Annotated in this window: 21 protein-coding genes; 7 read left to right on the top strand and 14 right to left on the bottom strand. The window is 64.7% G+C overall.

Features of this window, described 5'->3' with window-relative positions:
• Positions 1-5: 5 nt before the first annotated feature.
• Positions 6-2,810 (bottom strand): preprotein translocase subunit SecA, encoded by a 2,805-nt coding sequence (gene secA / locus T5B8_RS09220; RefSeq protein WP_353178170.1) that lies wholly within the window; start codon positions 2,808-2,810, stop codon positions 6-8.
• 168 nt (positions 2,811-2,978) lie between these two features.
• Between secA and T5B8_RS09215 the strand changes: the two genes are divergently transcribed.
• Positions 2,979-3,440 carry a DUF721 domain-containing protein gene (locus T5B8_RS09215; protein ID WP_353178168.1) on the top strand — a complete coding sequence of 154 codons (462 nt, stop codon included), beginning with the start codon at positions 2,979-2,981 and terminating at the stop codon, positions 3,438-3,440.
• A gap of 19 nt (positions 3,441-3,459) precedes the next feature.
• Here T5B8_RS09215 and T5B8_RS09210 read toward each other — a convergent pair whose 3' ends face one another.
• Entirely contained in the window at positions 3,460-5,184 is a 1,725-nt protein-coding gene (locus T5B8_RS09210) for an ABC transporter ATP-binding protein (RefSeq protein ID WP_353178166.1), read from the bottom strand.
• 124 nt (positions 5,185-5,308) lie between these two features.
• Here T5B8_RS09210 and T5B8_RS09205 point away from each other — a divergent pair, with 124 nt between their 5' ends.
• Entirely contained in the window at positions 5,309-6,337 is a 1,029-nt protein-coding gene (locus tag T5B8_RS09205; protein ID WP_353178165.1) for a glycosyltransferase family 2 protein, read from the top strand.
• On the opposite strand, the gene T5B8_RS09200 is transcribed toward T5B8_RS09205, so the two are convergent.
• From T5B8_RS09200 to T5B8_RS09145, 12 genes are all read right to left on the bottom strand, one after another.
• Complete coding sequence (locus T5B8_RS09200; RefSeq protein WP_353178163.1) at positions 6,334-7,587, bottom strand: glycosyltransferase; 1,254 nt, start codon at positions 7,585-7,587, stop codon at positions 6,334-6,336. The genes T5B8_RS09205 and T5B8_RS09200 overlap by 4 nt on opposite strands.
• Before the next feature lie 10 nt (positions 7,588-7,597).
• The gene (locus T5B8_RS09195; RefSeq protein WP_353178161.1) at positions 7,598-8,578 is read right to left on the bottom strand and encodes a sulfotransferase family protein; all 981 of its coding nucleotides are present in this window, start codon (positions 8,576-8,578) and stop codon (positions 7,598-7,600) included.
• On the bottom strand, positions 8,571-9,293 hold the full coding sequence (locus T5B8_RS09190) for a 2OG-Fe(II) oxygenase (protein ID WP_353178159.1): 723 nt from the start codon (positions 9,291-9,293) through the stop codon (positions 8,571-8,573). The genes T5B8_RS09195 and T5B8_RS09190 overlap by 8 nt, the downstream gene beginning before the upstream one ends.
• Positions 9,294-9,298: 5 nt before the next feature.
• Positions 9,299-10,432, bottom strand: a complete 1,134-nt coding sequence (locus T5B8_RS09185; protein WP_353178158.1) for a mitochondrial fission ELM1 family protein — start codon at positions 10,430-10,432, stop codon at positions 9,299-9,301.
• Between the two features lies 1 nt (position 10,433).
• Positions 10,434-12,857 carry an ELM1/GtrOC1 family putative glycosyltransferase gene (locus T5B8_RS09180; RefSeq protein ID WP_353178157.1) on the bottom strand — a complete coding sequence of 808 codons (2,424 nt, stop codon included), beginning with the start codon at positions 12,855-12,857 and terminating at the stop codon, positions 10,434-10,436.
• An 18-nt stretch (positions 12,858-12,875) separates the two neighbouring features.
• Complete coding sequence (locus T5B8_RS09175; protein ID WP_353178156.1) at positions 12,876-13,826, bottom strand: lysophospholipid acyltransferase family protein; 951 nt, start codon at positions 13,824-13,826, stop codon at positions 12,876-12,878.
• Between the two features lie 77 nt (positions 13,827-13,903).
• On the bottom strand, positions 13,904-14,677 hold the full coding sequence (locus T5B8_RS09170) for an aspartyl/asparaginyl beta-hydroxylase domain-containing protein (RefSeq protein ID WP_353178154.1): 774 nt from the start codon (positions 14,675-14,677) through the stop codon (positions 13,904-13,906).
• 50 nt (positions 14,678-14,727) lie between these two features.
• The gene (locus tag T5B8_RS09165; protein WP_353178152.1) at positions 14,728-15,534 is read right to left on the bottom strand and encodes an SDR family NAD(P)-dependent oxidoreductase; all 807 of its coding nucleotides are present in this window, start codon (positions 15,532-15,534) and stop codon (positions 14,728-14,730) included.
• Between the two features lie 28 nt (positions 15,535-15,562).
• The gene (gene spt / locus T5B8_RS09160; protein ID WP_353178151.1) at positions 15,563-16,762 is read right to left on the bottom strand and encodes a serine palmitoyltransferase; all 1,200 of its coding nucleotides are present in this window, start codon (positions 16,760-16,762) and stop codon (positions 15,563-15,565) included.
• On the bottom strand, positions 16,759-17,013 hold the full coding sequence (locus tag T5B8_RS09155; protein ID WP_353178150.1) for an acyl carrier protein: 255 nt from the start codon (positions 17,011-17,013) through the stop codon (positions 16,759-16,761). The genes spt and T5B8_RS09155 overlap by 4 nt, the downstream gene beginning before the upstream one ends.
• 27 nt (positions 17,014-17,040) lie before the next feature.
• On the bottom strand, positions 17,041-18,000 hold the full coding sequence (locus T5B8_RS09150) for an NAD-dependent epimerase/dehydratase family protein (protein ID WP_353178148.1): 960 nt from the start codon (positions 17,998-18,000) through the stop codon (positions 17,041-17,043).
• 7 nt (positions 18,001-18,007) lie between these two features.
• Positions 18,008-19,783, bottom strand: a complete 1,776-nt coding sequence (locus tag T5B8_RS09145; protein ID WP_353178146.1) for a fatty acyl-AMP ligase — start codon at positions 19,781-19,783, stop codon at positions 18,008-18,010.
• Between the two features lie 524 nt (positions 19,784-20,307).
• On the opposite strand from T5B8_RS09145, the gene T5B8_RS09140 reads away from it, so the two are divergent.
• From T5B8_RS09140 to T5B8_RS09120, 5 genes are read left to right on the top strand one after another with little or no spacing between them, the layout of a single operon-like run.
• On the top strand, positions 20,308-21,459 hold the full coding sequence (locus tag T5B8_RS09140; RefSeq protein ID WP_353178144.1) for an N-acetyltransferase: 1,152 nt from the start codon (positions 20,308-20,310) through the stop codon (positions 21,457-21,459).
• A complete protein-coding gene (locus tag T5B8_RS09135; protein WP_353178142.1) occupies positions 21,456-22,295 on the top strand; it encodes a nucleotidyltransferase family protein in 840 nt (279 codons plus the stop codon). The genes T5B8_RS09140 and T5B8_RS09135 overlap by 4 nt, the downstream gene beginning before the upstream one ends.
• A gap of 60 nt (positions 22,296-22,355) precedes the next feature.
• Positions 22,356-23,405, top strand: a complete 1,050-nt coding sequence (lptF, locus tag T5B8_RS09130; RefSeq protein WP_353178140.1) for an LPS export ABC transporter permease LptF — start codon at positions 22,356-22,358, stop codon at positions 23,403-23,405.
• Positions 23,405-24,469 carry an LPS export ABC transporter permease LptG gene (gene lptG, locus T5B8_RS09125; RefSeq protein ID WP_353178138.1) on the top strand — a complete coding sequence of 355 codons (1,065 nt, stop codon included), beginning with the start codon at positions 23,405-23,407 and terminating at the stop codon, positions 24,467-24,469. Before lptF ends, lptG begins: the two co-directional genes overlap by 1 nt.
• Positions 24,469-25,605, top strand: a complete 1,137-nt coding sequence (locus T5B8_RS09120) for a diacylglycerol kinase family protein (RefSeq protein ID WP_353178137.1) — start codon at positions 24,469-24,471, stop codon at positions 25,603-25,605. Before lptG ends, T5B8_RS09120 begins: the two co-directional genes overlap by 1 nt.
• Position 25,606: the final 1 nt, after the last annotated feature.

The following is a 25,606-nucleotide window of genomic DNA, read 5'->3' as shown; positions in this document are numbered from 1 at the left end:
TCGGTTCAGTCTCGTCCGTGACAGTGCTTGAATTTCTTGCCCGAACCACAGGGACAGGGTTCGTTGCGTCCGATCTTGCGTTCGTTACGCACGAAGGTTTCGGGACGCTGATCGCCATCACCCGGCTCGCGCGCGGGCGGGGCATCGGAGCCCGGCAGGTTGGCGCGCGCGGCCTGTTCGGCCGGATCCGGGGTTTCGCCGCCCGGCTGTTGCTGGGCGGCGGCTGCGGCGGCCACGGCCTGATCAGCCGCGCTGGACGCCTCCGCATGCTGGAAGTCGAGGTTTTCCATCTGCTTGCGGCGTTCTTCGCGCGCTTCTTCGGTGGCTTCCGCACGCACACGACCACGCGCGAGCACGGTCACCGTTTCGTGCTTGAGGCGCGTGAGCATGTCGTTGAACATCTCGAAGGCTTCGCGCTTGTACTCGTTCTTCGGGTCCTTCTGGGCATAACCGCGCAGGTGGATGCCCTTGCGCAGATAGTCCATCGAGGCCAGATGCTCGCGCCAGAGCGAATCGAGCACCTGCAACAGCACCGCTTTTTCGATCTGAGCCAGAACGTCGGCGCCGGCTTCTTCGCGCTTTTGCTCGTAGGCCTGTTTCAACTGACTGGCGATGCGTTCGCGCAGGCCTTCTTCGTCGAGCGTCTTTTCTTCGTCCAGCCACTGCTGGATGGGCAGCTCCTGGCCGAAGTCGCGCTGTATCGCCTCGACCAGCCCGTCGATATCCCACTGTTCTTCCAGGCTTTGCGGCGGAATATGCTGGCTGATGACGTCGTTGACGACCTCGTCCCAGATATTTTCGACGATGTCGCCGACGTCTTCGGCGTCCATGATCTCGTTGCGCTGCTCGTAGACGACCTGGCGCTGGTCGTTGGCGACGTTATCGTATTCGAGCAGCTGCTTGCGGATATCGAAATGGTGCGACTCGACCTTGCGCTGGGCGTTCTCGATCGCGCGGGTCACCCATTTGTGCTCGATCGCCTCACCGTGTTCGAGGCCGAGATTCTGCAGCATCGAACGCAGCCGCGGCGGCGTGAAGATACGCATCAGGCTATCTTCCAGCGACAGGTAGAAGCGCGAGGCGCCGGGGTCGCCCTGGCGCCCGGAACGACCGCGCAGCTGGTTGTCGACGCGCCGCGATTCATGCCGCTCGGAGCCGATCACGTATAGCCCGCCGGCCTCCAGCACCGCGTCGTGGGTCTTCTGCCATTCGTCCTTGATGCGCTGACGGCCAAGCTCGTCGCCCTCCTCCAGCGCTTCCAGAGCCTCGTCGATGTTGCCGCCGAGCACGATGTCGGTGCCGCGACCGGCCATGTTGGTGGCGATGGTCACCGCACCCGGCCGGCCGGCCTGGGCGATGATCTCGGCCTCGCGCTCGTGCTGCTTGGCGTTGAGCACCTCGTGGCGGATGCCGCGCTTGCGCAGCAGCCGCGACAGCAGCTCGGACGCCTCGATGGAAGCGGTGCCGATGAGCACCGGCTGGCCGGAATCGCTGGCGGCCTTGGCCTCGTCGGCGATGGCCTCGAACTTCTCGGCCGCGGTCATGTAGATCTGGTCGGGCAGATCCTTGCGCTGCAGCGGCCGGTTGGTGGGGATCACCACCACCTCCAGGCCGTAGATGGACTGGAATTCGTAGGCCTCGGTATCGGCCGTGCCGGTCATGCCGGCGAGCTTGTCGTAGAGGCGGAAGAAATTCTGGAAGGTGATCGACGCGAGCGTCTGGTTCTCCTTCTGGATCTTGACGCCTTCCTTGGCCTCGATCGCCTGGTGCAGACCGTCCGACCAGCGCCGGCCGGGCATGGTGCGGCCGGTGAACTCGTCGACGATCACGATCTGGCCGTCGGCAATGATGTAGTCGACATCGCGCTGGTAAAGCACATGCGCGCGAAGCGCAGCGTTCATATGATGCATGAGCGCGACATTGTTGGCGTCGTAGAGGCTTTCCTCTTCGTCGAGAAGCCCGGCTTCGCGCATCAGCCGCTCGACCTTCTGATGGCCGTCCTCGGTGAGAAAGACCTGCTTGTTCTTCTCTTCCGGCGAGTAGTCGCCCGGGCCTTCCTCTTCTTCCTGCTCCTCGAGATGCTTGACCAGTCGATCGACCCGCAACGAGGTGTCCGGGTCGTCGTCGGTGGGCCCGGAGATGATCAGCGGGGTACGCGCCTCGTCGATGAGGATCGAGTCGACCTCGTCGATGATCGCGTAGTGCAAGGGGCGCTGAACGCGATCGGCCGGCGAGAACGCCATGTTGTCGCGCAGGTAGTCGAAGCCGAACTCGTTGTTGGTGCCGTAGGTGATGTCGCAGGCGTACGCCGCGCGCTTGCCCTGCGGATCCTGGCCAGAGAAGATCACGCCGACCGTCAGGCCCAGAAAGCGATACAGGCGGCCCATCCATTCCGCGTCGCGGCTGGCCAGGTAATCGTTCACCGTAATGATATGTACGCCACGCTCGGGCAGGGCGTTGAGATAGGTGGTGAGGGTCGCGACCAGGGTCTTGCCCTCGCCGGTCTTCATCTCGGCGATCTTGCCCTGATGCAGAACCAGACCACCGACCAGCTGCACGTCGAAGTGGCGCATGCCGAGCACGCGCTTGCTCGCCTCGCGCACCACGGCGAAAGCCTCGGCGGTGAGATCGTCGAGCCTGGCGCCCTCTTCGAGCCGACGACGGAATTCCTCGGTCTTGGCTTGAAGCTGCTCGTCGCCGAGTGACTCGAACTCGGCCTCCAACGCGCTCACGTCGCTGGCGATGCGATGCAGGCGCTTGACGACCCGCTGGTTGCGGCTACCGAGAATCTTGGTCAGGAATTTGCTCATGGTCCCTCGTCGTCTGGCTCGTCGTCGTCGCCGTCGAGCCGTCGCGCGGCTCCAAAAGAAAAGCATGATACCGCAGGCCGGATATGGGTTTCAGGAACCTCTGCAGTGACGCCTGTCAGCCCGGCTGATACGCTCGGCGCTATTAGTCCGTCGGCCGAGACCCCGACCATGGGGACGACGCCCCGCTCAATCCAGTCCCTGCTGCATACAGCGACGCCGGATATTGCCGATCTGATCGGTCGAGCGCGTTTTCTCGAGCGTATGCGCGCGGCGATCCTGGAAATCCTGCCGGACGCCGCCGGCCCGCACCTGCGCGTTGCCGCCTACGACCACTACCGCCTGCGCCTGCATGTGACAAACGGCGGCTGGGCCACGCGGCTGCGTTACATGCAGCCGGCAATTATTCAGGCGCTGGCCCAGCGTATGCGTGTGCACGTGGATGACCTTCAGATCCGCGTACGTCCCGATAATCCCGATCGCCAGGCAGCGACGGCGCGACCGCGTCCGATCAGTGCCGCCAACCGTGCCCATATCACACAGATCGCTGCTTATGTGACCGATGCATCGCTGGCCGATGCCCTGGCCCGCCTGGCACGCAGCGGCACCGTGCAGGAGCAGGATCCGGCTTGAAATACGCTGCCGGCGGCAATCAGCCGACTTCGGTCGCCGCCTCGTCGGCGTGCAGGCGCCAGGCCTGGCCACCCTCGATACGATAGACCCGATCCGCGAGTTCCATGAGCGTGGGCCGGTGTGAGATAGAAAGAATGGTGTAGTCGCTGCCCAGCCCGCGCAGGGTTTCGCTGACTGCTTTCTCGGTTTCGGGGTCGAGCGCGCTGGTCGCCTCGTCGAGAATCAGCAGCCGCGGCCGGTGCGCGAGCGCGCGCGCAATGACGATGCGCTGTCGTTGGCCGCCGGAAAACCGGCTGCCGTGCTCGCCGACCACGGTATGCACGCCGTCTTCGAGGCTCGCAACGAAATCGAGCGCGCCGGCTTTTTCCAGCGCCCAGTGCGCGTCCTGTTCGCTGATATCGGCGTTGCCGATAATCACGTTGTTCAGGATCGTATCGTGCAACAGCACCGTATCCTGAGGCACATAGCCGATCATGCCGCGCCAACCGCGGATATCCAGTTCGTTGATCGAAATACCGTCGATGCGCACGTCGCCGCTGCTGGCCCGCAACAGCCCGATGATCAGGTCTACGGCGGTGGTTTTGCCCGCACCCGACGGGCCGATGAGGGCAGTGACCCGGCCGGCCGGTATTTCCAGGTCGAAACGATCGAGCACCGCCTGGCTGTTGTAGCGAAACGTCAGATTATCCAGCCGGATACCCGACTTGAGCGTGGGTTCGCGCGTGCCGAACGGCTGCTCACGCGCCTCACGCGCCTCATCTATGGCCGCTTGCATCGACCAGTAGAAGGCCTCGCTGGCGGCCAGTTTCTGGTATTCCTGCTGCAGTTTGCTCAATCGCGTAAGCGTACGCGCTAGAACCACGGTCAGCACCATGATCTCGGCCAGCGCCAATTGCCAGACCAGCAGCGATACCGCCACACCGGCGACCAGCACCAGCCCGATGAACAGCTCCTGCATCGCCTTGAGCACTTCGCGCGACAGAACCTGAGTTCGCAATGCGCGGTTGAGCTGGCGCGTCTGGCGCTCCAGCAGGCTGTCCATCTGGTTCTCGCGCGCCATCGACTTAAGCGGTTTAAGCGACGACAGCGAGTCGGTCAGCAGCGCCATCAAGGACTTGAACAATGCTTTCTGCTGGCCGCCAGCCTCGCGTGAAATCGACACCATGACCTTGAGCAGAGCGAAGATCACGGCGCCGATGGCCACTGCCATCACGGCGGCAAACCAGTTGATCAGCAATGCGATGACGAAGAAAACGATCGACTGGGACAGCAGCGCAGACAGATTGGCCATGCTCTGGAACGCCGCCGCGCTGTTGGTGGCCTCGGTGGAAATCGCATTGGCGAGGCTACCGGTGCGCTGACGCAGGAAATACTCCCAGCGCGAACCGGACAATGCCCGCAGTAACGCCAGCCGTATATCGGTGGCAATACTGGCCACCGTATAGCCGACTTGGCGATAGGCCAGCAGCGTGAGCGCGGCCTTGGCGACCAAGCCGAAGACCACAAGCCCGATCATGGTGGCGATATTCGGATCGATCGACAGGCCGTGCAGCGCCTGGGTGAGAAAGTCGGCGCTCTCGGCGTCGACCATGCCGCCTGCCGTACCCTGGCCGGTTGCCAGGCCGAGCATCGGAAGCAGCGTCGAGATGCTCAGCCCCTCGGCAACACTGGCCACGATCAGGCAGGCCCAGACGATCAGGCACTGGGCAGGGTACTGTTTGAAGAACGCTCGGATCAGTTGCACGGGCTCGGCCAGTCGATTAAAACTTGTATTATACAAGCGTTAGCAAAGCGCGCGACGGCGGTGACGCGGTGGCCCCGCTCGGCGCGTCGACCGGTATCCTAGCGTTTTTGTATTCACGCTGCCCATGCCCAAGATCACGGTTCTGATTCCGGTCTACAACCGCGCCCACTATATTGACGCCGCTATCGACAGCGTGCTCGCCCAGACCTGCGGCGACTACGAACTTCTGGTGGTCGACGACGGGTCGACCGACGACAGCGTGGCGCGCGTGCGCCGCTACGACGATCCACGCATCCGCGTGATCGCCAACGAGTGCAATCGCGGCATCGCCGCCGCCCGCAATCGCGGTATCGACGCGGCCCGCGGCGAGTACCTGGCGTTTCTGGACAGCGACGATTTCGCGCTGCCTCAGCGGCTGGATCGCCAGGCGCGGTTTCTGGATACCCATGCCGATCATGCCGGCGTGGGCGGATTCATCGAGTGGATCGACGCCGCCGGCAAGCCCACCGGCAAGATCAAGCGCAAGGCCGTCGATCCCGATCAAGTGGCTGCCGAACGTCTGTTCCGCGCCGGCCTGGAGAACTCCACCGCGATGACGCGCACCGCCGTACTGCGCGCATTCGATCACCGGGAAGATTTTGCGCTCGGCTCCGACTATGATCTATGGGCGCGGATCGCTGCCGAATACAGGCTCTCGACGCTGCCGGAAGTGTTGGTTTATCGTCGCGAGCACGACGACCGCGCCAGCCACGACCACGTCGACCAAAGCAAGGGCTGGCGCCTGCAGATCTTCGCCGCACAGCTCGACGCCCTGGGCATGGACTACGCGCCTGAAGATCTGGAACGTCATTATCTGCTGCGGCGCATGCACAAAACCGGTTTTACACCAGACGCCGCGTACGTGGACTGGAGCGAGCGTTGGCTGCTGGCACTGCAGACCGCCAATCGGCGCGCCGGTCTCTACCCCGAGCCGGATTTCACTGCCGTCCTGGCCGGCTTCTGGCTTAAAACCTGCTGGAACGCGGCATCAGCCAACGGCCAACGGCCGTGGCGCCGTTTCTGGCGCTCGCCGCTGCGCAGCGCGGTGCCGGGCGCGATTCGCCAGGCCATTCGGCCACAGCTTGCGACGATGCCCGTGTTGAATCGGCTCTAGAATCTATCGCCCTGTTTGCGTTTATTTGCGGACCGGGATTTATCGAGGCACAGCGTCCGATACTGCCGCAGGCTTTCATCCAGCGAGAAAGCCTCGGCGCGCGCCTTCTGGCGATCGCGGTCGGCCGGCGCCGCCAACGCGGCGCTAATAGCCGAGGCAAGGCCCGCTTCGTCTTCACAGGCCACCAGCGCGCCGTAGCGCCCGCCGTCCAATATCTCACGCGGCCCACTCGGGCAGTCGGTGGCGACCACGGTCGCGCCGCAGGCGAGCGCCTCGATCAGCACCGTCGGCAGACCTTCATAGTCCGACGACAACACGAACACCGCCGCCTGCGCCATGAATGCATAGGGATTATCGGCAAAGCCGGGCATGGCGACATCGCCGGCCACGCCCTGCTCACGGGCCAGCGCTTGAAGCGCGCGCCGGTCGCGGCCTTCGCCAAGAATCAGCAGGCGCGCCTGCGATGTCTGGCGCACTCGGGCAAACGCCCGAATCAGCCGGTCGAAGCGTTTTGCGCTCGTCAAGCGCCCGGCAGCCAGAATGACCGGCGGCTGGCCGGGCGTAAACCAGGCATGGTTGGGGGCGCTGGCCGCCTGCTCTGCGATCGCCGGCGACACAACCGGATTGTAGATCGTCCGGATCGCCGATCGCGACAGGCCGGTCACTGTGGCCAGATCGTCGGCCACGCCGTGCGAAACCGCGACGACGTGATCGGCCTGGCGATAGGCCGGGCCGAGCAGCGCCGGCAGATAGCGCCAGCGCCATTTGCGGTGTACGCGCTGGATGGTTTGCGACAGCGTATTGCGCTCGGTCACTACGATGCGCGTATCCACGCCAGCCCGGTTGCGCGCCCAGATCGCGACCAGATTCGGATACGACATCCCGGCAATGAGTGTCTGCGGCCGACGGGTCTTCAGATAGTCGGCCAGCGCGGCCACGTGACGCAGGTTGCGCGAAGACTTGATCGGCAACAGCACGGGACGCAATAGCGCGGCCAGCGGCACGCGGGCATTGCGGGCCACTGTCCAGCGGCTGTTCAGTACGCCGCTCGGCTGCAACCAATGCACCGTCACGCCGGCCGGCACGGCATTTTCATAATCGCCGCCGGCGCGGGTCAGCACCAGATCGACCGCATAGCCCTCGGCTACGAACGCGCCGGCCAGACGCAGAAAATTCTTCTCCACGCCGCCGCCGGCCAGCGCCGGCAGGAAGAACGCGATTGGTGCAGAATTTAGCGGCTGCGTCGCCAAGGCTGCACGCTCAGCGATTGCGCAAATCCCGCCAGATCTGACGCACGACCGGCACGGGACTGGTTGGATTCCATTGTGCGTGCGCGAGGCGTTTATTCATGTAGTCGAATTCGCCAAGGAGCGGACCGAGCGCGTTGACCGCGTCCTGGATTGGCTGCCATTCGGCCCAGAACCCGGGATCGTCAATTCTCATTTCGTCGGCCGCGACGCGGTCGAGTAGGCCATAACCTTCGGCGACCCAACGGTTCACAGCCGGGTCCGTTCTCAGGTCATCGCGGGAAAACCGGCTGCGCGGCATATCCGGTCGGACGAAATCCTTGGCGTAGGTGTCGATACCGGCCTGCACCGTCGCATCGAGCGGCAGCGACAGATCGCGTGCAATACGCTCCAGTTGGGCGCGCGGCTCGGCCATCAGACGGTCGAAATCGACGATCGACAGCGGCATACCACGCACGCGATGGAAATACGGCACGACGTTGACCAGCCACTCCATATCAGACCAGACCTGACGCCCGCGCTGCGGGTTCAGGCGTGCCCGTGAGCGCGCCACGGACAGCGGATTGCGCAGCGGCATGACGTAGCGCACGTCCAGATCGAGTGCGTCGAATACGCCGTCCCAAAACGGCAGCGTGCGCAGTGTGCGGCCATATTTGTAGCCCCAAAGCGGCGACTTACCGAAGCGCTCGCCGATGATGTGTATCGCGTCGCGCTGGACTTTTTTGACCGCCGGTTGCGTCCAGACGTCCTCGTCGAGCAGGCGCACGCTGTGGCCACGAATGCCCAGCGCGCGCTTGAGACGCTTGCTGATAACGAGAATGTCCTCGTCCTCGTAGAAGCCGGTCGGATTTTTGCCACCGGGCGCGCGCAGCTTGTCGCCGAGATCGATACCGAGCGCGCCCAGCCCGCGTGTCAGCGCACTGGTGCCGCTGCGCCCCGCCCCAAGTACGACAACCGCGGTGGATCGATTGTTACTTTCCGGCGCCTCAGACATCACGCGCACCCTCGCGCATGAGAATCGCCTTGGTTCGGCGCAGCGTTGCGCGCAGGCGGTCGTTGATCACTACGATAAAAACCTTGCGGTAGTGCCCTTCCGGGCAGGTGATTTCACGCACGCCGTGCCAGGAGCGCTCTTGGCGCTGGAACAGCAGGCTGTAATTGCCCATGCTCTCGCCCGCATAGGCACGGTCGAAATCCTCGAAATCGGGCGCGGACTTGCGCGAAAAACGGCCGCCATCGTCGAGAATCAAGGTGTCGCCACCCCAGCTGGGATCCCAATTGTCGGGGTTGCTGAAATAGAAGATATGCGAGCCAAGCTTGCGTGTGGCATCACAGTGCGGCGATACCGACGCCCCGGTCGGCGCGTAGTGCCAGTGCAGATTAAACTGGAAACGGCCGCGCCCGAACAGGCGTTTAATGAAAGCCCGGTAGCGTTTGCCCATGAGCTCGGCGGCGAATTCATGCCAGGCATCGTCGATATCCAGCCCCTCGCGGTATTCCAACGCATAGCGGTCGTGGGCCTTCTGGCCGTGCGAACGCTGGATACCGAACATCGGCGTCATCTGCTCGGTACTCGGCAGGGTCGCGGTCAGACGCTCGTAGCCGGCCTGGGTCAACAACCCCATCGGATTTAGCCAAGGGTAGGGGTGAGCCTGCTGAAAGGTTTTCGTGTCGATCGCTTCGAGCTTGTCAAAATCAAGATATTCCATGACGTTTAAGCACTATCCTTGAAATGGGCCGACGAATGGGTCGATCGATGATGGGATACCGACGGCGCAAGCGGAAACGAATTATCGCCCATGAGCGCTCGAATATGCGCGACCGTGCGGCCGAGATCGTCCGGCACCTTCGCGCCCCCCTGCCCGTCGATCAGGCCGAATTCGGCGAGCCGGGCATGAAAGGCGGCGAAATCACGCCGCGGCTTGATCGCGCCCGAATAGATAAGCGCGCGCTCCGCGCGCCGTATCACCGGTCGCTGGCGCAGCCGTCCCAGAGCGAACAACGGCTTACGCGGCGCCCACGTAAACAGTTCCACAGGACGTCCAGTGGCACAGGCTTCGGCCGGCAACGAAGCGCTGTCGGCGGTAACCAGAAAACGATCCGCCAGCGCCAGGAAACCGTCGTAGGGATTATCGCCGCCGCCGCGCTGCCAGGCATAGAAATACGCCGGCTCGCGCACGGTATCGCGCAGAACGCGGGTGGCTTGATCCGGCGTACGCGGGCTCGTCGTCACCAGCAGGCTACCGCCCATTTCGGCCGCCAGGGCGTTGGCGCGCTCAGCCAGTCGTCGCGCGGTATCGGCGTCGAGCCGATAGCTCGAACTATCGCCTCCCACGAGCACCGCGATCCACGGCCGCGGCCAATGTGCAAATTGCGGTCGCCAACGCTCGGCGGCGCGTGTGAGACGCGCGGCGTCGAGCGTATTCAACGGCAGCGTATTGCGCAGCACGTTGGGCGCATCCGGAACACGAAACTGCGGTAGCGTCACGATCAGATCGAAATGATGCAGCGGCGCCTGGGTGTGCAAAAGATGCACGAGCCGCGTGCGCCCGCCCGACTGGCGCTTAATCCAGCGTGCCAGCGGTGCCGCACGACGCGACGCGGCAATGACCAGATCCGGCCACGGCGGCCCGATAGCGTCCGAGCGCTGCCGGTCGAGCGTACGGTCGGTCGCGCCGAGCAGTGGGTTGGGCAGATGATTCCACCGGTTATAGCGCATCTGCTTGGCTTGATACGGCCAGCCCAGCGCGTCCGCGAGCCGGCACATCTGGGCGTTCCCGCCGGCGCCCTCGCCCAGCAGCACCCAGACCTTGGGCGCGACGCGGGTATCGGCTTTCGAATCAGCCACGTCAGACGCCGGTACCGGCAGCGCCGGCGCCGGGCGCCAGGCGCTGGCGGATATCAGCCGCCAAGCGTTTCAACTCGTCGTGTTCGCGCGGAGTCCAGATCTCGAGCCGGCCCTCGAAGCGGCGGGCGAGCCCCTCCTGCTCGAGTTGCGCATGCAATGCGGCCATATCGCGACGCGGCAGCAGAATCCGCTGTTCGACCAGGCGCGCGCTGAGATACTGCAATCCCTGTTGCGGCCGGCGCGAACCGCGGGCGTTGGTGCGGTCGGTCTGCGACTGGCGATACACCCAGTCGGCGACGCGCTGGCGCGGCGAGCGTTTGCGCTCGGCCAGCGGCACGATATAGACCGGCTTGCCGGTCGCCACCGCTTCCGCCAGCATCGATTCGCTCTCACCGGTAACGATCAGAATATCCGCGTGGGCGAGATAACCCAGATACGGGTTGTCGGCGTCGGCGCGCTGTTGCCAGGGCTCGATCCGCGTATTGGTGCCCGCACGTAAGGTCAGCGCCCGGGTCACATCGGCGCCGGTGCGTCGGCTGGTGATGACCGCGAGCGTGCCGCCTGTGGTCAACGCGGCTTGCTGAATACGATCCAGCATCGCCGCGGCGGTGGCCGTATCCAGCTCGTGCTGGGCGCTGGTGCCGCCGACCAGCCACGCGATACGCGGCGAAGCGGCGTTGTCACCGAACACATGCGGCCAGCGCCGGCCGGCCTCGGCGATCCGCTCGGCGCTAACCTTGCTGGGCGGCAGCGTCGTTTCCAGGTGCTGCGGATGGGGCGTGAGATCGAAATGACGGCAGGCAATGGCCAGATCCTCGCTTTCGCCCACCGGCCCGCCGCGCCGGCCCATCAGCACCAGGCGCGTGTTGCCCCGATTGCGAGCGCGTATCCAACGCGCGACCCGCCCCGGCAGCCAGCCGGAGGCGATGATCAAGTCTGGCCACGGCGGTCGGATACCGGCCGGCAGTTTGTCGGCGGCAATCGGCAGCTGCGCGCGCAGCGCTTTGACCAGCCAGCGCGCGGGCGCGTTATCGATCTCGCGGGTCTCGAACTCCCAACCGAGCGCATCCGCCAGACCCAGCGCCTGGCTGCGATGGCCGGTCTTGTAGTGCTGCAACACCCAGGTTTTAGGCGGCACATCGAGCAATGCGCCGCCGGACCAGCGCCAGTGGCGAGCGCCGGCCAAACGCCGCGAGCGGCGCACCACAAGCCGCCAGTGCTTACTCGGAAAACGCGCGCCGGCCGCACTCATCTGAGCGTGCCACCAGTACGGGTCTGCCGGACACAGACGCGGCCCGTCGTCGTCAAGTGTAACGCTCAATATCAGCGCACGTTTCGACCGATTAAACAACCGGTCCAGCAGCCAGGGCATATCCAGGTCGGGCAGGCATTCGAGGCCGTTCGCGGCGACCACATCGGCGCTATCGACAGTCAACTCGCGGCCGCGCTCGACAGCAGGCGTGACACAGTCGATGGTCGTGCGGTCTATTTTCGCCTGTGCGGCGAGTGCAACGATCGCCGCCGGATCGGCAAAGCCGCAGCAGACAAGCGATTGTGCGCTTGCGGCGTCGAGCAGCCGCAGTAGATCGTCGCCGGCGATCGGGTGGGCTTGCGTGCCGGCAGCGGCGCGGGCTGCGGCCACGAAGTCGGGCGTGGGATGGGCCGCGTCGAACAGCTGGAAGCCGGCCGCGTCGGCCTCGGCCTCGAGATTCAGCCACAGATCGCCGGCCACGTTGGCCCGATAGACAAAGTCGCGCGGCGTCGGCCGCCAGGGCTGGGTATGGATCGTGGTGTAGTGCACCAGATAAGATCTGGCCGGCGTGTATTCCTCGTCGCGCGCGTTCCAGTCGGCGTCCAGTTCGCCCCAGAGCCCGTCGACGGCGCGCATACGCGCTTCGAGTTCCCGGTTTTTGGTCGAACGCGCGCTCTGCCAGTTCCATAATTCGCTCATGCGCGCGCAGTCGATAAGCATGACCGAGGTATCGCGGTCGTTGATCGATAACACGCCGTGCGCGTTCATCGGCGTATCGAACAACAGCGCCGGATCCTCGAGATAGATCTGATCGGCGTCGTTGTAGATCGCACGGCCGGTACGCCCGGCGAGTTCGGGAATAGCAAACCGATAGTTGGTGAACCCGGTCAGCCAAAGCCGGCGTTCGAACCCGGCAAAGTCTTTCATCAAGTGGATCTCGTAGCGCCGCGCCGGATCGCGAACGCGCTCAATCGACCAGACAAAGGCGCGTTCGGCACGGAACTGCGCCGATTCCGTACCCAGATAGATACGCACCGGCGGCTTGTCGCTGGGTGTGACGCCCGCCTTGGGCGCCAGCGTGATCGGGATCGTCGTGACCTGCGCGGCACTCGGGCGGCGCGTATCGTCGCCGGCGAGGAACGAAGCCAGTATACGCTGCGATCGAAGCGCCATAGCTAGCCTTCCCCCAGTCTAATCATGGCCAAAACACTCGTCACGATAGGCGCTCAGTCGCTTGTAGACGTCTTTGGGCCAGCGCCGCTTGAGGCACAGCCACTGGCCCGGCGTGGCGCTGATCCAGCGCTCGAAGTGACCGGCGAGCTGGACAATCATGTCGCGGGCCTGTGCCGCACGGCTTGCATCGCTATCGCGCGGGCGGATCGGCGGATACACGGTGATCCGATAGCGCGCGCCGGGCAGCCGTTCGGCGCGCACCGGCACCATATCGCACTCGTAGCGCAATGCGAGCCGCGCCGGCGCGGTATTGGTCGGGGCATCTTCGCCGAAAAACGGCAGCATGTCGCCGGCATCCATGCGTGTGTCGGCCGTCAGACCGATTGACTGGCCTTTGTCCAGCGCCCGCATCAAGGCCTTGATCCCGCCGTCTCGCGAAACCAACGGACCGCCGAACGCGCGGCGCAGCGATGCGAACTTGCGATCCACATAAGGATTGTCTTCCGGGGCATAGATAACTGGAACGGTTACGCCATAATAAGGACCGACAAGCGGTGTGAGCTGCCAAGCGCTCAAATGCGCGGTCACGAACACGGTGCGTCTTTCGGGCGATGGCGTCACGGCGCCGGGCGCAAGGGTGAACTCGATGCGCTTGTCCCGATCGCGCCAGATTCGGGCCAGCGATACCAGCTCGGCGACGGCCACGCCAAGGTGACGAAAAGACGCGCGCATCAGCCGATCGAGCTCTGCCGAGCTGGCCTGCGGTGCAACTACCATGAAGTTCTTGCGCACTTTGGCTGCACGCGCCGAAAAAGGCCCGACAAACGCAAACAGGCCACCGGCAACACGCGCCGAGACGCGCAGCGGAAGGCAGCGCAGCGTGTTGATGAGGGTCGCGATGAACGCGTATTCGACCCACCATATGAGCCGTTTCGGCCAGTACCGCGGTAAAAAATAGGAACGCGCCATGCCGTCAGCGCGGTAACGCAAAGCCGCCGCTGGACGGCGCAGCAACGGATCGCTCGGTGGCGTCGTAGCGCATCACACTACCGGCCGCCAGCGGCGATCGTTTCCCTGTAGCGCTGTTCCCAGGCGCGCTGGTTGCGCATCGCATCCTTGAAATAGGCGGTGTGTCGCAGCACCGAGATCATCGCGCGCGACACCATGCGACCAGGCCATCCCATCGGCCGTTCGATATCGAACAGCAGCACGGCGCGTTCCTGGTCGGTTTCGTTCCAGACTTCGTGCGGATAGGTGTCGTCGAAGAAGAACATCTCGCCTTCTGCCCAGCGCAGCGGTACGTCGTCGACCTCGATCAGGCAGCGCTCGGCGCTTGTCGGCACGCGCAGGCCGAGATGGCAGCGCACCAGCCCCTTGGTGACACCGCGATGACGCGGGATATGCTTGCCGGGAGCGAGTATCGAGAAGAACGCGTTGGAGATGTTCGGAATCCCATCGAGAGCGGCCGCCGTGGTCGGACACATCTCGCAGCCGAAATCCATGCGCGTGCCGAAGCCATACAGCATGAAGGTCTTCCAGCGCGCATCGCTGGAAATACGCGCCTGATCAGGGCTGATGTCCTGAAAGCTCGGCAATGCGGCGCGGTGTTCTAGCAGAGTTTCCAGTTCGTCACGGATCTGTGGCCACTGCGCGCGCAGGTCTTCGGCCCAGGGGAACAGATCGTTTGCCAGTACCGGCGCGTCTGGAATGCGCGACTGTTTCGACAGAAACTCCATCAGCGTGCCGCGAAACAGCTTCTTGCCGAAGCGCTTGACCATCTTGCGGCGCCGTTCGCTGGCGCTTTTCGTATCGGTTGCCATGGGGCTCTCTTTGTGTGAGACGTCGATAAGACGCGATCACTAAACGATTATTATAAGCGTGTTCGCGGCGGTTGCGCAGCCGCGGGGCGCCTGCGCCCACGACCGGCCAGCAGCCTGGCGTCGAGGCCAAAGGGTAGCAGCCGCGTCAGGCCGATAGCGACCGCCAGCGACAGCGGAAATACAAGCTGGCGGCGGCGCGCGAGTATGGCTTTTTCCATACGCGCCGTGGCGTATTCCAGATCGACACGAAACGGCTTGGATCGACGCCTGCCGGTTTTTCCCCGGCCCGGTTTGGGCTCGTGTTTGCGCACGAAACCCGGCATCAGCAGTGTGACCGCAACACCGCGCCCACGCAGGTCGATACGCAGGCTGTCCATGAGATTGGCCAGGCCGCCCTTGGCAGCCGAATAAGCCGCGGCGCTCGGCAGACCACGCCGGCCGGCCAGACTGCCGGTCGCCACCAAGTGCCCGTCGCCACGCGCCAGCATGCCGGGCAATACCGCGGCCACGCTGTTGGCCACGCCAATCAGGTTGAGCTGGATCACGGCCTCGAACGCGGCGCTGTCAAAGCCATCGACAAAGGTCGGCTCGCCGCCGCCGGCGTTGGCGACCAGGCGCGTCACCGGCCCGAGCTCGGCCTCGGCGCTGGCGAGCGCGCGCGCCAGCGCATCGCGGTCGGTCACATCGCACGGCAATGCCAACGCCTGCCCGCCGGCCTGTTCGATCTCGATGACCAGACTATCCAGCAGTTCGCCGCGGCGCGCGACCAGGGCCATCGCCTCCCCGCGCGCTGCCAGGCGCCGGGCCAGGCTGCGCCCGATGCCAGTGGAGGCGCCGGTCAACAGCGTTACGCCCACGCCAAGCCACCGCGTTCAGGCCCGATCATCAGCCGACCGCGGCCGCTGTGGCCTCGCCGCCGAGTGCCGCGAAAACCGCAATCATGTGATCGATCTGTGCGTCGCTGTGTGCCGCGCTCAGGCTACAACGCACCAGGCACCAGCCGTTGGGCGTCGCGGGCGGCAGCATTAGGTTCACGTAGATGCCGTTGTCCAGCAATCCCTGCCAGAACGTCAGCGCCTGTTCAGGGGTATCGAACATGGCGGCGACCACCGGCCCCGGCGCGCTGCCCAGCCGCAGACCGGCCGCGGTCAAGCCGGCGTGCAGCCGGTGCGCGTTATGCCACAGCCGGTCGCGCAGTGCGGGCGTGGCGCGCAGTCTGGCCAGGGCCGCGCGCGTGGAGGCGATCACCGACGGCACCGGCGAGGCGGTGAAGATATAGGGCCGGCTGGCGTAGCGGACCATGTCCAGTTGGTCGTGTCGGCTGGCACAGAAGCCGCCGGCCGCGCCCAGGCTCTTGCTGAAGGTGCCGACCACGAAATCCACCCGGTCGAGCACGCCTTCCTGTTCGGCCACGCCGCTGCCGGTCGCACCGCAGACACCCAGCGAATGCGCTTCGTCGAGATAAACCAGCGCGCCGTGGGCGTGGGCCACGTCACAGATCGCGGCGACCGGCGCCTGATCGCCGAGCATGCTGTAAATACCCTCGATCACCACCAGCGTATCGACCGCGCGCTCGCCCAGCCGGCGCAGGCGCTTGTCCAGATCGGCCGGATCGCTGTGACGAAAGCGCAGCGTCTGCGCACCGCCGAGTTTGACACCGTCGTAGATGCTGGCATGGCAGTCGGCATCGAGCATGACCACATCGCGCGGGCCGGCCAGGGCCGCCAGCATGCCCAGATTCGCCTGATAGCCGGTCGAGAAAACGATCGCCTGCGATACGCCGTAGAAGTCGGCCAGTTCGGCCTCCAGCGCGAGATGGCCGGCATAGGAGCCGTTGGCCATGCGCGAGCCGGTAGTGCCGGTGCCTTGCCGATGCAGGGCATCGGCTCCGGCCTGGACACAATCGGGGTCAAACGTCAGACCCAGGTAATTGTTGCTGCCGGCCAGAATCGTGCGCTTGCCGCGAACCACCGCTTCGGTGGCCGAGATGATGTCGTCGATAGGTATACCGAGCGGATCCACCCCGGTGGCCGCAATCTGGCGGCGAACTTTCGCGACCGGCTCGAACTTGTCGAATATGCTCACGCCGTAACCTGTTGCAGCGCCTTGACCAGATCGTCGACGGTCTGCACTTCCGGCAGCATATTCAAGGGAATGGCTATATCGAGCCGGTCTTCCAGATCCATCACCATTTCCATGGTCCGCATCGAATCCAGGCCCAGATCGTCTACGAGCTGGCTGTCGGGTTCGATCACCTGCTGCGCGGACAATTGCTCGGCGAGCAGCGTATGCAGCTCGCGATAAATATGGTCGTAGGTCGGGTCGTCAGTCGGCATCGACTTGCCTCGTGGTTTCCATTGCGCTCAGCTCTCGCGCCGTGCTGCGGCGCCCCAGCCGCAGGTGCGTTGCAGACCGCTGTCCAGTCCGATGCGCGGCGCCCAGTCCAATACGCGCTGCAACGGGGTATTGTTGCAGACCCAGTCGGCGTGGCGCAGTTCGGCCAGCTTGCCGGGCGTAAGCATGGGCGCATAGCCCATCCATTGGCTCATACGTCGGTTAATGCGGGCGACCCCCGCAAGCGCGGTTGTCGGCAACCGCACACGCCGAATACGCCGTTGCAGCAGGCGCTCGGCGGTGGCGACCACCTGCTCCCAGCTATAGCCGCCGGGCTCGCCGTCGCTTATCTCATAGACCCCGCCGACGTGTTCGGATGCAGCCAGCCACGCCACGATGGCCGCTGCCAGATCGTCGACATAGAGTAGCGATACGCGCGCATCCAATGGGCCGGGCAGGGGCGCAATGCCGCGCGCGAAGGCATCGAACAACGGTTTGAGTTCACGATCGCCGGGGCCGTAGACGGCCGGCGGGCGCAGCACCAGCGTTGCAGCACTGGCGCTCGTTTTAGCCAGCACGGTCGTTTTAGCCAGCACGGTTTCCATGGCGCGTTTGCTACGGGCATAATCGGACAGCTCCGGCTCGCGCGCCGCCAGCGAAGACAGGGCAACCAGCGGCAGCGGCCGATCAGTCATCGCGGCAAGCAGATTTTTGGTACCGACAACGTTGGTGGCGGCAAAGTCCTCGTAAACGGCGCCACGCACTGTGCCGGCGCAGTGCACGACCGCATCTGCGTCGGCAACGAGCTCGACGAGCGCTTCCGGCTGCGTCAGCGACCCCAGGATTGTCTGAACACCGTCCTGTTCCAGCCGCCGGGCAGCATCACGACTGCGGGTCAATGCCCTGACCTGCCAGCCCATTTCTGCCAACGCCGCCACCAGCGTCGAGCCGATGAAGCCCGACGCACCGGTGACGGCGACGCACCGCACCGATTTGTCAGCCGGCCTGACGATCGCTGTCTCGAACGTCTTCACCGCTATCCGCAGAGCGCTGACGTGCCTGCGCCTTATCCTGCAGACGGGCGATGTAATCCAGACGCGCGCCAGCCCGGGACAGTTTGCCGGAGGACGTGCGCGGCAGGGTATGCGGCGCGACCGCCTCGACCAGGCACTCGACCCCGAATTCGCGCCGGATCAGACCTTCCAGGCGCTTGATCAGGGCGTTGCGGGCATCGGCTTCGCGGGCGCGGCACTGTACGACCACCACGGCGGCGTCGGTGCCGTGCGCGGACGGCGCGGCGAAGGCGAGCGCATCGCCGGGACGTAGTTCAGGCTGCTGTTCGGCCAGCCACTCCAGATCTTGCGGCCAGATGTTGCGGCCGTTGACGATGATCAGATCCTTGGCGCGACCGGTGATGACGATCCGTCGGCCGATCCGATAACCCAGATCGCCGGTATCCAGCCAGCCGTCGGCGGACAACGTATTGCGGGTTTGCTCGGGATCGCCGAAATAACCCGACATGACGCTCGGCCCGCGCACCCGCACGGCGCCGACGCGCCGGTCGCCCAGCGGCTGACCATCATCGGCGACAATCTCGAAATCGTATTCAGGCAATATCTCGCCGCAGTCGACGAAGGTGTTGGTGCGCCCGGCGTCCGCAGCGGCGGGCTCGGCGATCTGATCGGTGGCCAGTTTCTCGGCGTCGACCGTATCGACTTCCAGTCCCGCACCCAGCGTCGCGAAGCTGATGGCCAGGGAACACTCGGCCATGCCGTAACAGGCCAGAAACGCGCGCTTGTCGAATCCGGCGGGCGCCAGCGTTTCGGCGAAACGATTAAGCGACTCGGGCCGTATCGTTTCCGCGCCGGCGCCGGCAATGCGCCAACTACGCAGGTCGAAATCGGCCGCGCCGTTGCGAATTCGGCGCGCGCACAGTTCGTAGCCGAACGACGGACTGAAGGCGATGGTGCCGCGGTTGCGGCTGATCAGACGCAGCCACTGGCGCGGCCGCATGGCGAAATCACGCGTGGCCAGATAATCGACGGAGCGCTGCGAGGTCAGTGCAGCGAGCATGAACCCAACCAGCCCCATGTCGTGATACATCGGCAGCCATGACACCAGGCGGTCATCAGCACGCATCTGCACGCCGAGGCCAAGAATGCTGGTGAGGTTCTGCATGACCTGGGCCTGAGTGATCACGACGCCGCGCGGAAACCGCGTGCTGCCCGAGGTGTACTGCAGGTAGGCGGTGGCCGTAGGCGCCGGCCGTGCGGGTAGCACGGCGGCGGGCTCGAGTTCATCCAAGCGCTCGAAACTGCCGACATGGCGCAACGAAGAGCCGTCCGCGGCGCTCTCGAGGAACGACATGAAGTCCTCGGGCGCCAGCGCGGCCGTCGCATCGCAGCCGTCGAGCAGCCCACGCAGCAGGCGGATATAGGCGTCACGGCTGCCAAGGCCGACGGTGACCGGCAGCGGCACCGGCACGAGGCCGACATACTGACAGGCAAAAAAACAGTCCATGAAGCCGGGCACCGTATCCGCCACCAGAGCCACGCGATCGCCCGGCGCAAGCCCGAGGCCGATCAGGCGCGCGGCGACCGACAGAGCGCGTCCACGCAATTCGGCGTACGGCAGCGTAGCCGCAAGTTGTCCGCGCCCGTCGTAGAAATTGAAGCCGGTTTTCCCGTCGGCCGCGTAATCCAGCGCCGCGCACAGCGTCGGGAAATCGGCATGGCGCATCGATAGGCGATGCTGGGTCGGGGTTGGCTTCATTGTCGGTTTTCCTGCTTGATTACGTGCCCGCCTCTACCTGCCGTACGTTATGCGCATCATACGGCGGTATGGCGCCACCGGCAGAACGACCGCAACATCTCGTCTACGGCGCCGCCACTCGGGCGATACGAAGCGGCGCGGCAAGCGGCAAGCGGCAAGCAGCCGCAAGCCGCTCAGTTCAGATACACCAGCAGACGTGCCGTTCATCGTTCCGCATCGATATGACACTATCTTACAGGTATGAACGTTGTTTTCGTGTTAGCGCCGACGTGACGGTCGGCTGATGCAGGCCAGTACGGCGTCGATAAAGCAAGCGTCCGGCCTTTGGGTCGATGCGATGAAAAACGACTCGAGCGGTTTTCAGCGAACGTCTGATTAAGATGTTTTCTGGTTTAACAAACCTTTATTATAGCGCGCTCTATCCACACGTCACATTCAGCTCACACCGGGCAAGCTGCCCTGTTTCATCAGGCAACGCGGACGGTATTCGCCATCCGTAGCGACAACCAGGAGTTTACCGGGGCATGGCGATATCGACACAACCTGCCGAACAAATCCGTATCACGCCGGTCGCGGGCCGCCGCGCCACGACCCGATTCATCGATCTGCCGGCCGAGGTACTCGGCGATGATCCGGCATGGCGCACACCGCTACGCATCGAGCGTCGGATGCAGCTTTCCCCAAAACAGAATCCGGCCTTCGAGCATCTCGAATTCCGGGCATGGCTGGCCTGGCAGGGCGAACGCTGCGTTGGCCGTATCAGCGCCCAGATCGACCGCCTGCGCAAACCGATCCATGGCGACGACGTCGGCTATTTCGGGATGCTGGATGCGCCCGACGACGACAACGTGTTCGCGGCCCTGCTGACCACCGCCGAACAATGGCTGCGCGAGCGCGGCGTGAACACCGTCCACGGCCCGTTCAATCTAACCATCAACGAGGAATGCGGCCTGCTGGTCGATGGTTTCGAAACCCCGCCGGCGATGATGATGGGGCACGCTAAGCCTTACTACGCACGACAACTGGAGCGGCTGGGTTTTTCCAAGGCGATCGATCTCTATGCCTACTGGGTGGCGCTGGATTTTGAGCACCCGCGTGCCATGCGGCGTCTGCTCGAACGCTATGCGCAGCGAATTACCGTGCGACCGATCGACAACAAGACGTTCGTTGCCGAACTCGACGTTATCCGCGATCTGTTCAACGACGCCTGGGCCAACAACTGGGGTTTCGTTCCACTCACCCAGGAAGAATTCCGCGATATGGGCAAGACGCTGAAGCTTCTGCTGCCCAATGAACTGGTCCAGATTGCCGAGGTAGACGGCGAACCGGCCGCCTTCATCGTGGGCCTGCCCAATCTCAATGAAGCCGCGCGCGATCTGAACGGCCGCCTGTTGCCCGTCGGCCTGTTCAAGCTGCTGTGGCGCCTGAAAGTGGGATTTCCGAAAACCGCGCGCGTACCGCTAATGGGCGTACGTCAGCGCTATCAAGGCGGACCGCTCGGCGCGGCTCTGGCGTATTCGGTAATCGGTGCCATGCAAACCGCGCTGTACGCTCGCGGCGCGCGCGGCTGCGAACTGTCCTGGATTCTCGAGACCAACAAAGGCATGCGCGACATGATCGAATCCATCGGTGGCGATCGCTACAAGACCTACCGTATCTACGAAAAATCGCTGTGATCGAAAGCGCGGACGGCGGCGATCGGCCGGTACCGCACACCGCGGTCGTGCTCGCCGGCGATCGTGGCCCCAGCGATCCGGTCGCTGTCGCTACCGGCGCCCCCTGCAAAGCACTTGCCCCGGTCGGCGGACAGGCCTTGCTGGCGCGCGTGATCGAAATCCTGCGTGGGGTAGCGCGCATCGACGCGATCGTCGTGGTCGGCCCAGCCCGCACCATCGTCGATAGCGTGCCCACCCTGAAGGCGCTCCTGGCCGCAGCGGACGTGACTTGGGTTGCGCCGGCGGACTCACCGAGCGCCAGTGCCGCGCGCGGCCTGGACACGCTGGCACCCGGCAAGCCGGCGCTGTTGACCACCGCCGATCATGCCCTGCTCACGGCCGCAATGATCGAGCCACTGCTGGACACGAGTGGCTGCGATCTGTCGGTCGGACTGGTCGACTATGCGCGCGTGCGCCGCGCCTACCCGGCCAGCCGGCGCACCGCGATCCGCCTGGGCCGCGACGACGGCTACTGCGGTTGCAATTTGTTCGCGGTGCATACATCGGCGGCACGCAAACTGATCGCGGACTGGCAACGCGTCGAAAAACAGCGCAAGCATCCGGCACGGGTCGTGGCGAGCATGCTCGGCTGGACGGGCGTGCTGCGCTACGCGTTGCATCGGCTCGATCTGGAGGACGCCTTCGCCCGGCTTTCCCGGCGCGCGGGCATGCAGGTCTGTCCGGTGCCACTCAGCGAACCCGAGGCCGGAATTGATGTCGACTCCCTATCCGATCTGCAGCTCGTGGAATCGATCCTGACCGATCGCAAGCGCACACGCGACGCGAGCTTACCCTGATCTTCAACGCAGTCCCGCTATGGTCATGACCCGCTTGAATCGATCTGCCTTGCGGCATCGATGATTTCCGATCGCTACCTGCTGCGTGCGATATTCTGGCCGTGCCTGGCAATAACCACGGGGCTGGCGGCAATCTTCGCGAGCTACAGCGCCACGCGTTATCTGGCCGAGGCCGCCGAAAGCCAGCAGGCACTGGGCAGTCTTGCGCAGATGATCGGCCTGCGGGTGTTGGTGTCACTCGAGGTTTTGCTGCCGCTCGGGCTTTATCTCGGCATCATCTTCGGCCTCGGGCGGCTCTACGCCGACAACGAAATGACCGCCTGGCAGGCCGGCGGGCTTGGTTTCGGCCGCATGCTACGGCCGTTGCTGGCGTTCACGCTGGTCATCGCGGTGCTGGTCGGCGCGCTGTCGTCGTTCGGCCGACCCTGGGCCTATGCACAGCTCTATCGCCTGGAAGCGGCCGCCGTGCAACAGCTGGATCTCTCGCTAGTGACGCCGCGCCGTTTTTTCACCGGCGGCGATGTCGTGATATACGCCCGCGCCAAATCCGACGACGGCCAACGCCTCGACGGCGTATTCGCGCGTTTCAACGACGACGACCAACGCGTGATGATCCGGGCCGCGCATTTACGCCGGACGACTGACGAGACCGGTGCGCCGACGCTGCAATTCGCCGACGGTCATCTCTATCGACTGGGCGGCCTGGGTCAGAGCGACGGCGTGTTGTCGTTCAAGCACCTGCAATGGCATCTACAGCTACCGCGGCGCGTGGTCGGTTATAAGCGCAAGGCCGCGTCCAGTCAGCGGTTGCTGACGGCGACCGACCCGGACGATATCGCTGAGCGTCAGTGGCGTTTCTCACGGCCGCTTGCGACGGTCTTTCTGGCCCTGCTGGCGATCGTGTTTGCTCGCGCCGCGCCGCGCCGCAGTCGTGCGGCAAGCACCGTCGCCGCGGCCGTGAGCTTCGCGCTCTACTACGGCGTGGCCAGCATCGCACGCAGCTGGGTCGAACAAGGCATGGTGTCGATCGTGCCCGGGGTCTATTGGGTGGATGCGCTGGTCGGCCTGCTGGCCTGCGGTCTGCTGTTCACGCGCCGATCGAGCTATTGATGCGCATCTACGAGCGCTATATATATGCCGAGCTGCTGCGCGCCTGGGTTGTGGTCAACCTGGTGCTGCTGGGGCTGTTCGGCTTTTTCGAACTCGCGGGACAACTCGATGACGTGGGCAAAGGCCGCTATACCATTGCCAAAGCCCTCGGGTTCACGGTCGAACAGCTACCACAACATCTGGCCGAACTGACGCCGTTTGCAGCGCTGTTAACCGTGGTGATCGCGCTCGGCCTCATGGCCAGTCGCCATGAGCTGGTCATCCTGCGCGGCGTCGGCCTGTCGCCGGTCCGTATTGCGGGCTGCGTACTCAAAGCCGGCGTCGCGCTGCTGATACTCGTGCTGGCAGTGCAGTCGTTCGTCGCTCCGCCGCTGATGCAGCACGCCCAGCGCATGCGCACCGCTGCTGTCGCCGGCGACAGCGTGGCCGGCGATGCCAGCTACTGGCTGCGCACGCGCGACGGCGTGGTGCATATCGCACGTCTGGAAAACGGCCATCAGCCGGTGGACATCGAGATTCTCGAATTTGGTCCCGAACAAACGCTGACCCGCTATGTGCGCGCCGAAAAAGCCGATATCCAGCCGTCGGGGGTCTGGAAGCTGGGCGGCGTGACCGTCAAGCATCCCGCCGATCTGAACAACGCCGGCGCGCGACGCGCCGAACTGGATTGGACGCCGTCGCTCTATGATCGCCAGCTGGCCCTGCTCGATCGTGCGCCGGCCAGCCTGGCGCCGCTGTCGCTGTACCGCTATGTCGCGTATCTCGACGCCCACAATCAGGATGCCCAGCGCTACCGCGTCGCGCTCTGGCAGAAACTGGCGCTGCCACTGACGACCTTCGCCATGCTGCTGCTGGCCATGCCGCTCGTGTTGTTCAATCCGCGCGGCGCCAACCTGGGCCTGCGCGTGGCGCTGGCCACCGGCATCGGCTTGGGCGCATTTGCCCTGCTTCAGGCGATCGGAAATCTTGCCTTCGTGTTCGGACTGCCGGCACCGCTGTGCATGCTCACGCCCGGACTGGCGCTTTGCGGGATCGCGTTGCTCTGGCTTCGGCGCGTAGGGTAATGCATCAACCCCCGCGAAAACTCGCATGCGCTACCATCGGGCCATCGTTTCGACCCGCCACGGCAGACCATGATCAGACAGCGTCGCTGCAACGGCCGCAGGCAGTACACGATTGCGTGGGATCGCAACGGAATGTACCCGTGACGGGTGTACGACCGACCCCCGCCGTATCGGCAGACCAGCGACCGCTCAAGCTGGGTATTCTTTACAACGCGCACAGCGGCCGTCATAACAAGCGCTGGGCGCAGCCGGACCTCGGCGCCGACGTACCCGCGGTAGCGGCTAAGAGCGACGAAGAAATTCGTGCCGGCCTGGTCGTGCTGGCCGAACAGGACGTCCAGCTGCTGGCGGTGGCCGGCGGCGACGGCACGGTTCAGAGCGTGCTCTCCCACGTGATGCTGGGCGGGATTTTCGCGCGCCGACCGCTGCTCGCGCTGGTCCCCACCGGCAGCACCAATATGACCGCCAACGATGTCGGCAACGTATCGGTCAAACGCGACGGTTGGCAACGCTTACAAGCCTGGGCGCATAGGCCCACGGACATCGACCGGCGCGTCGTCGAGCGCGACGTTCTTAGAATCGATCCCGGCGGCGCTGCCCCGGCTTTCTGCGGCATGTTCTTCGGCGCCGGGGCAATCTACAACGCGGTCGAGCATACCCAGCGCCACCTGCACCACTACGGCCTGCGCGGCGACGTCGGCCCCGGTGTCGCATTCGGCCGCTTCGTCAAGGCCGTCGCGATCGGCGACCGGCGCTTGTTATCCCCGGTTGACGTCGCGCTCTGCGACGACATGAGCGAACCGTTCGACGAAGCCAGCATCCTGCTGCTCGCCAGCACGCTGAAGACGCTGGTTCTGGGCCTGCGTCCTTTCTGGGGCGAGGAAGACGCGCCGCTGGCCTGGACCGCAATCACCGAGGGCGCGCAGGGATTTTTGCGCCGTATACCGTCGGTCTGCCGCGGTCGGCGACGCCGCTGGATGACACCCAACCACGGCTATCGCAGCCACAATACGCGGCATCTGGAGCTGCGCTTCGACGGCGGCTATATCGTCGACGGCGAGTTCTTCACCGCGCGCGTCGCCGACGGACCCGTGGTGCTGAGTTCGGCCGGCAAGGCCGGGTTCGTCAATCTTTAGA

Origin of the sequence: Salinisphaera sp. T5B8, from assembly GCF_040361255.1 — a bacterium.
Taxonomy (GTDB): domain Bacteria; phylum Pseudomonadota; class Gammaproteobacteria; order Nevskiales; family Salinisphaeraceae; genus Salinisphaera.
Note: the sequence above shows the minus strand (reverse complement) of the source record. Positions and strands in the feature narration are given on the sequence as shown.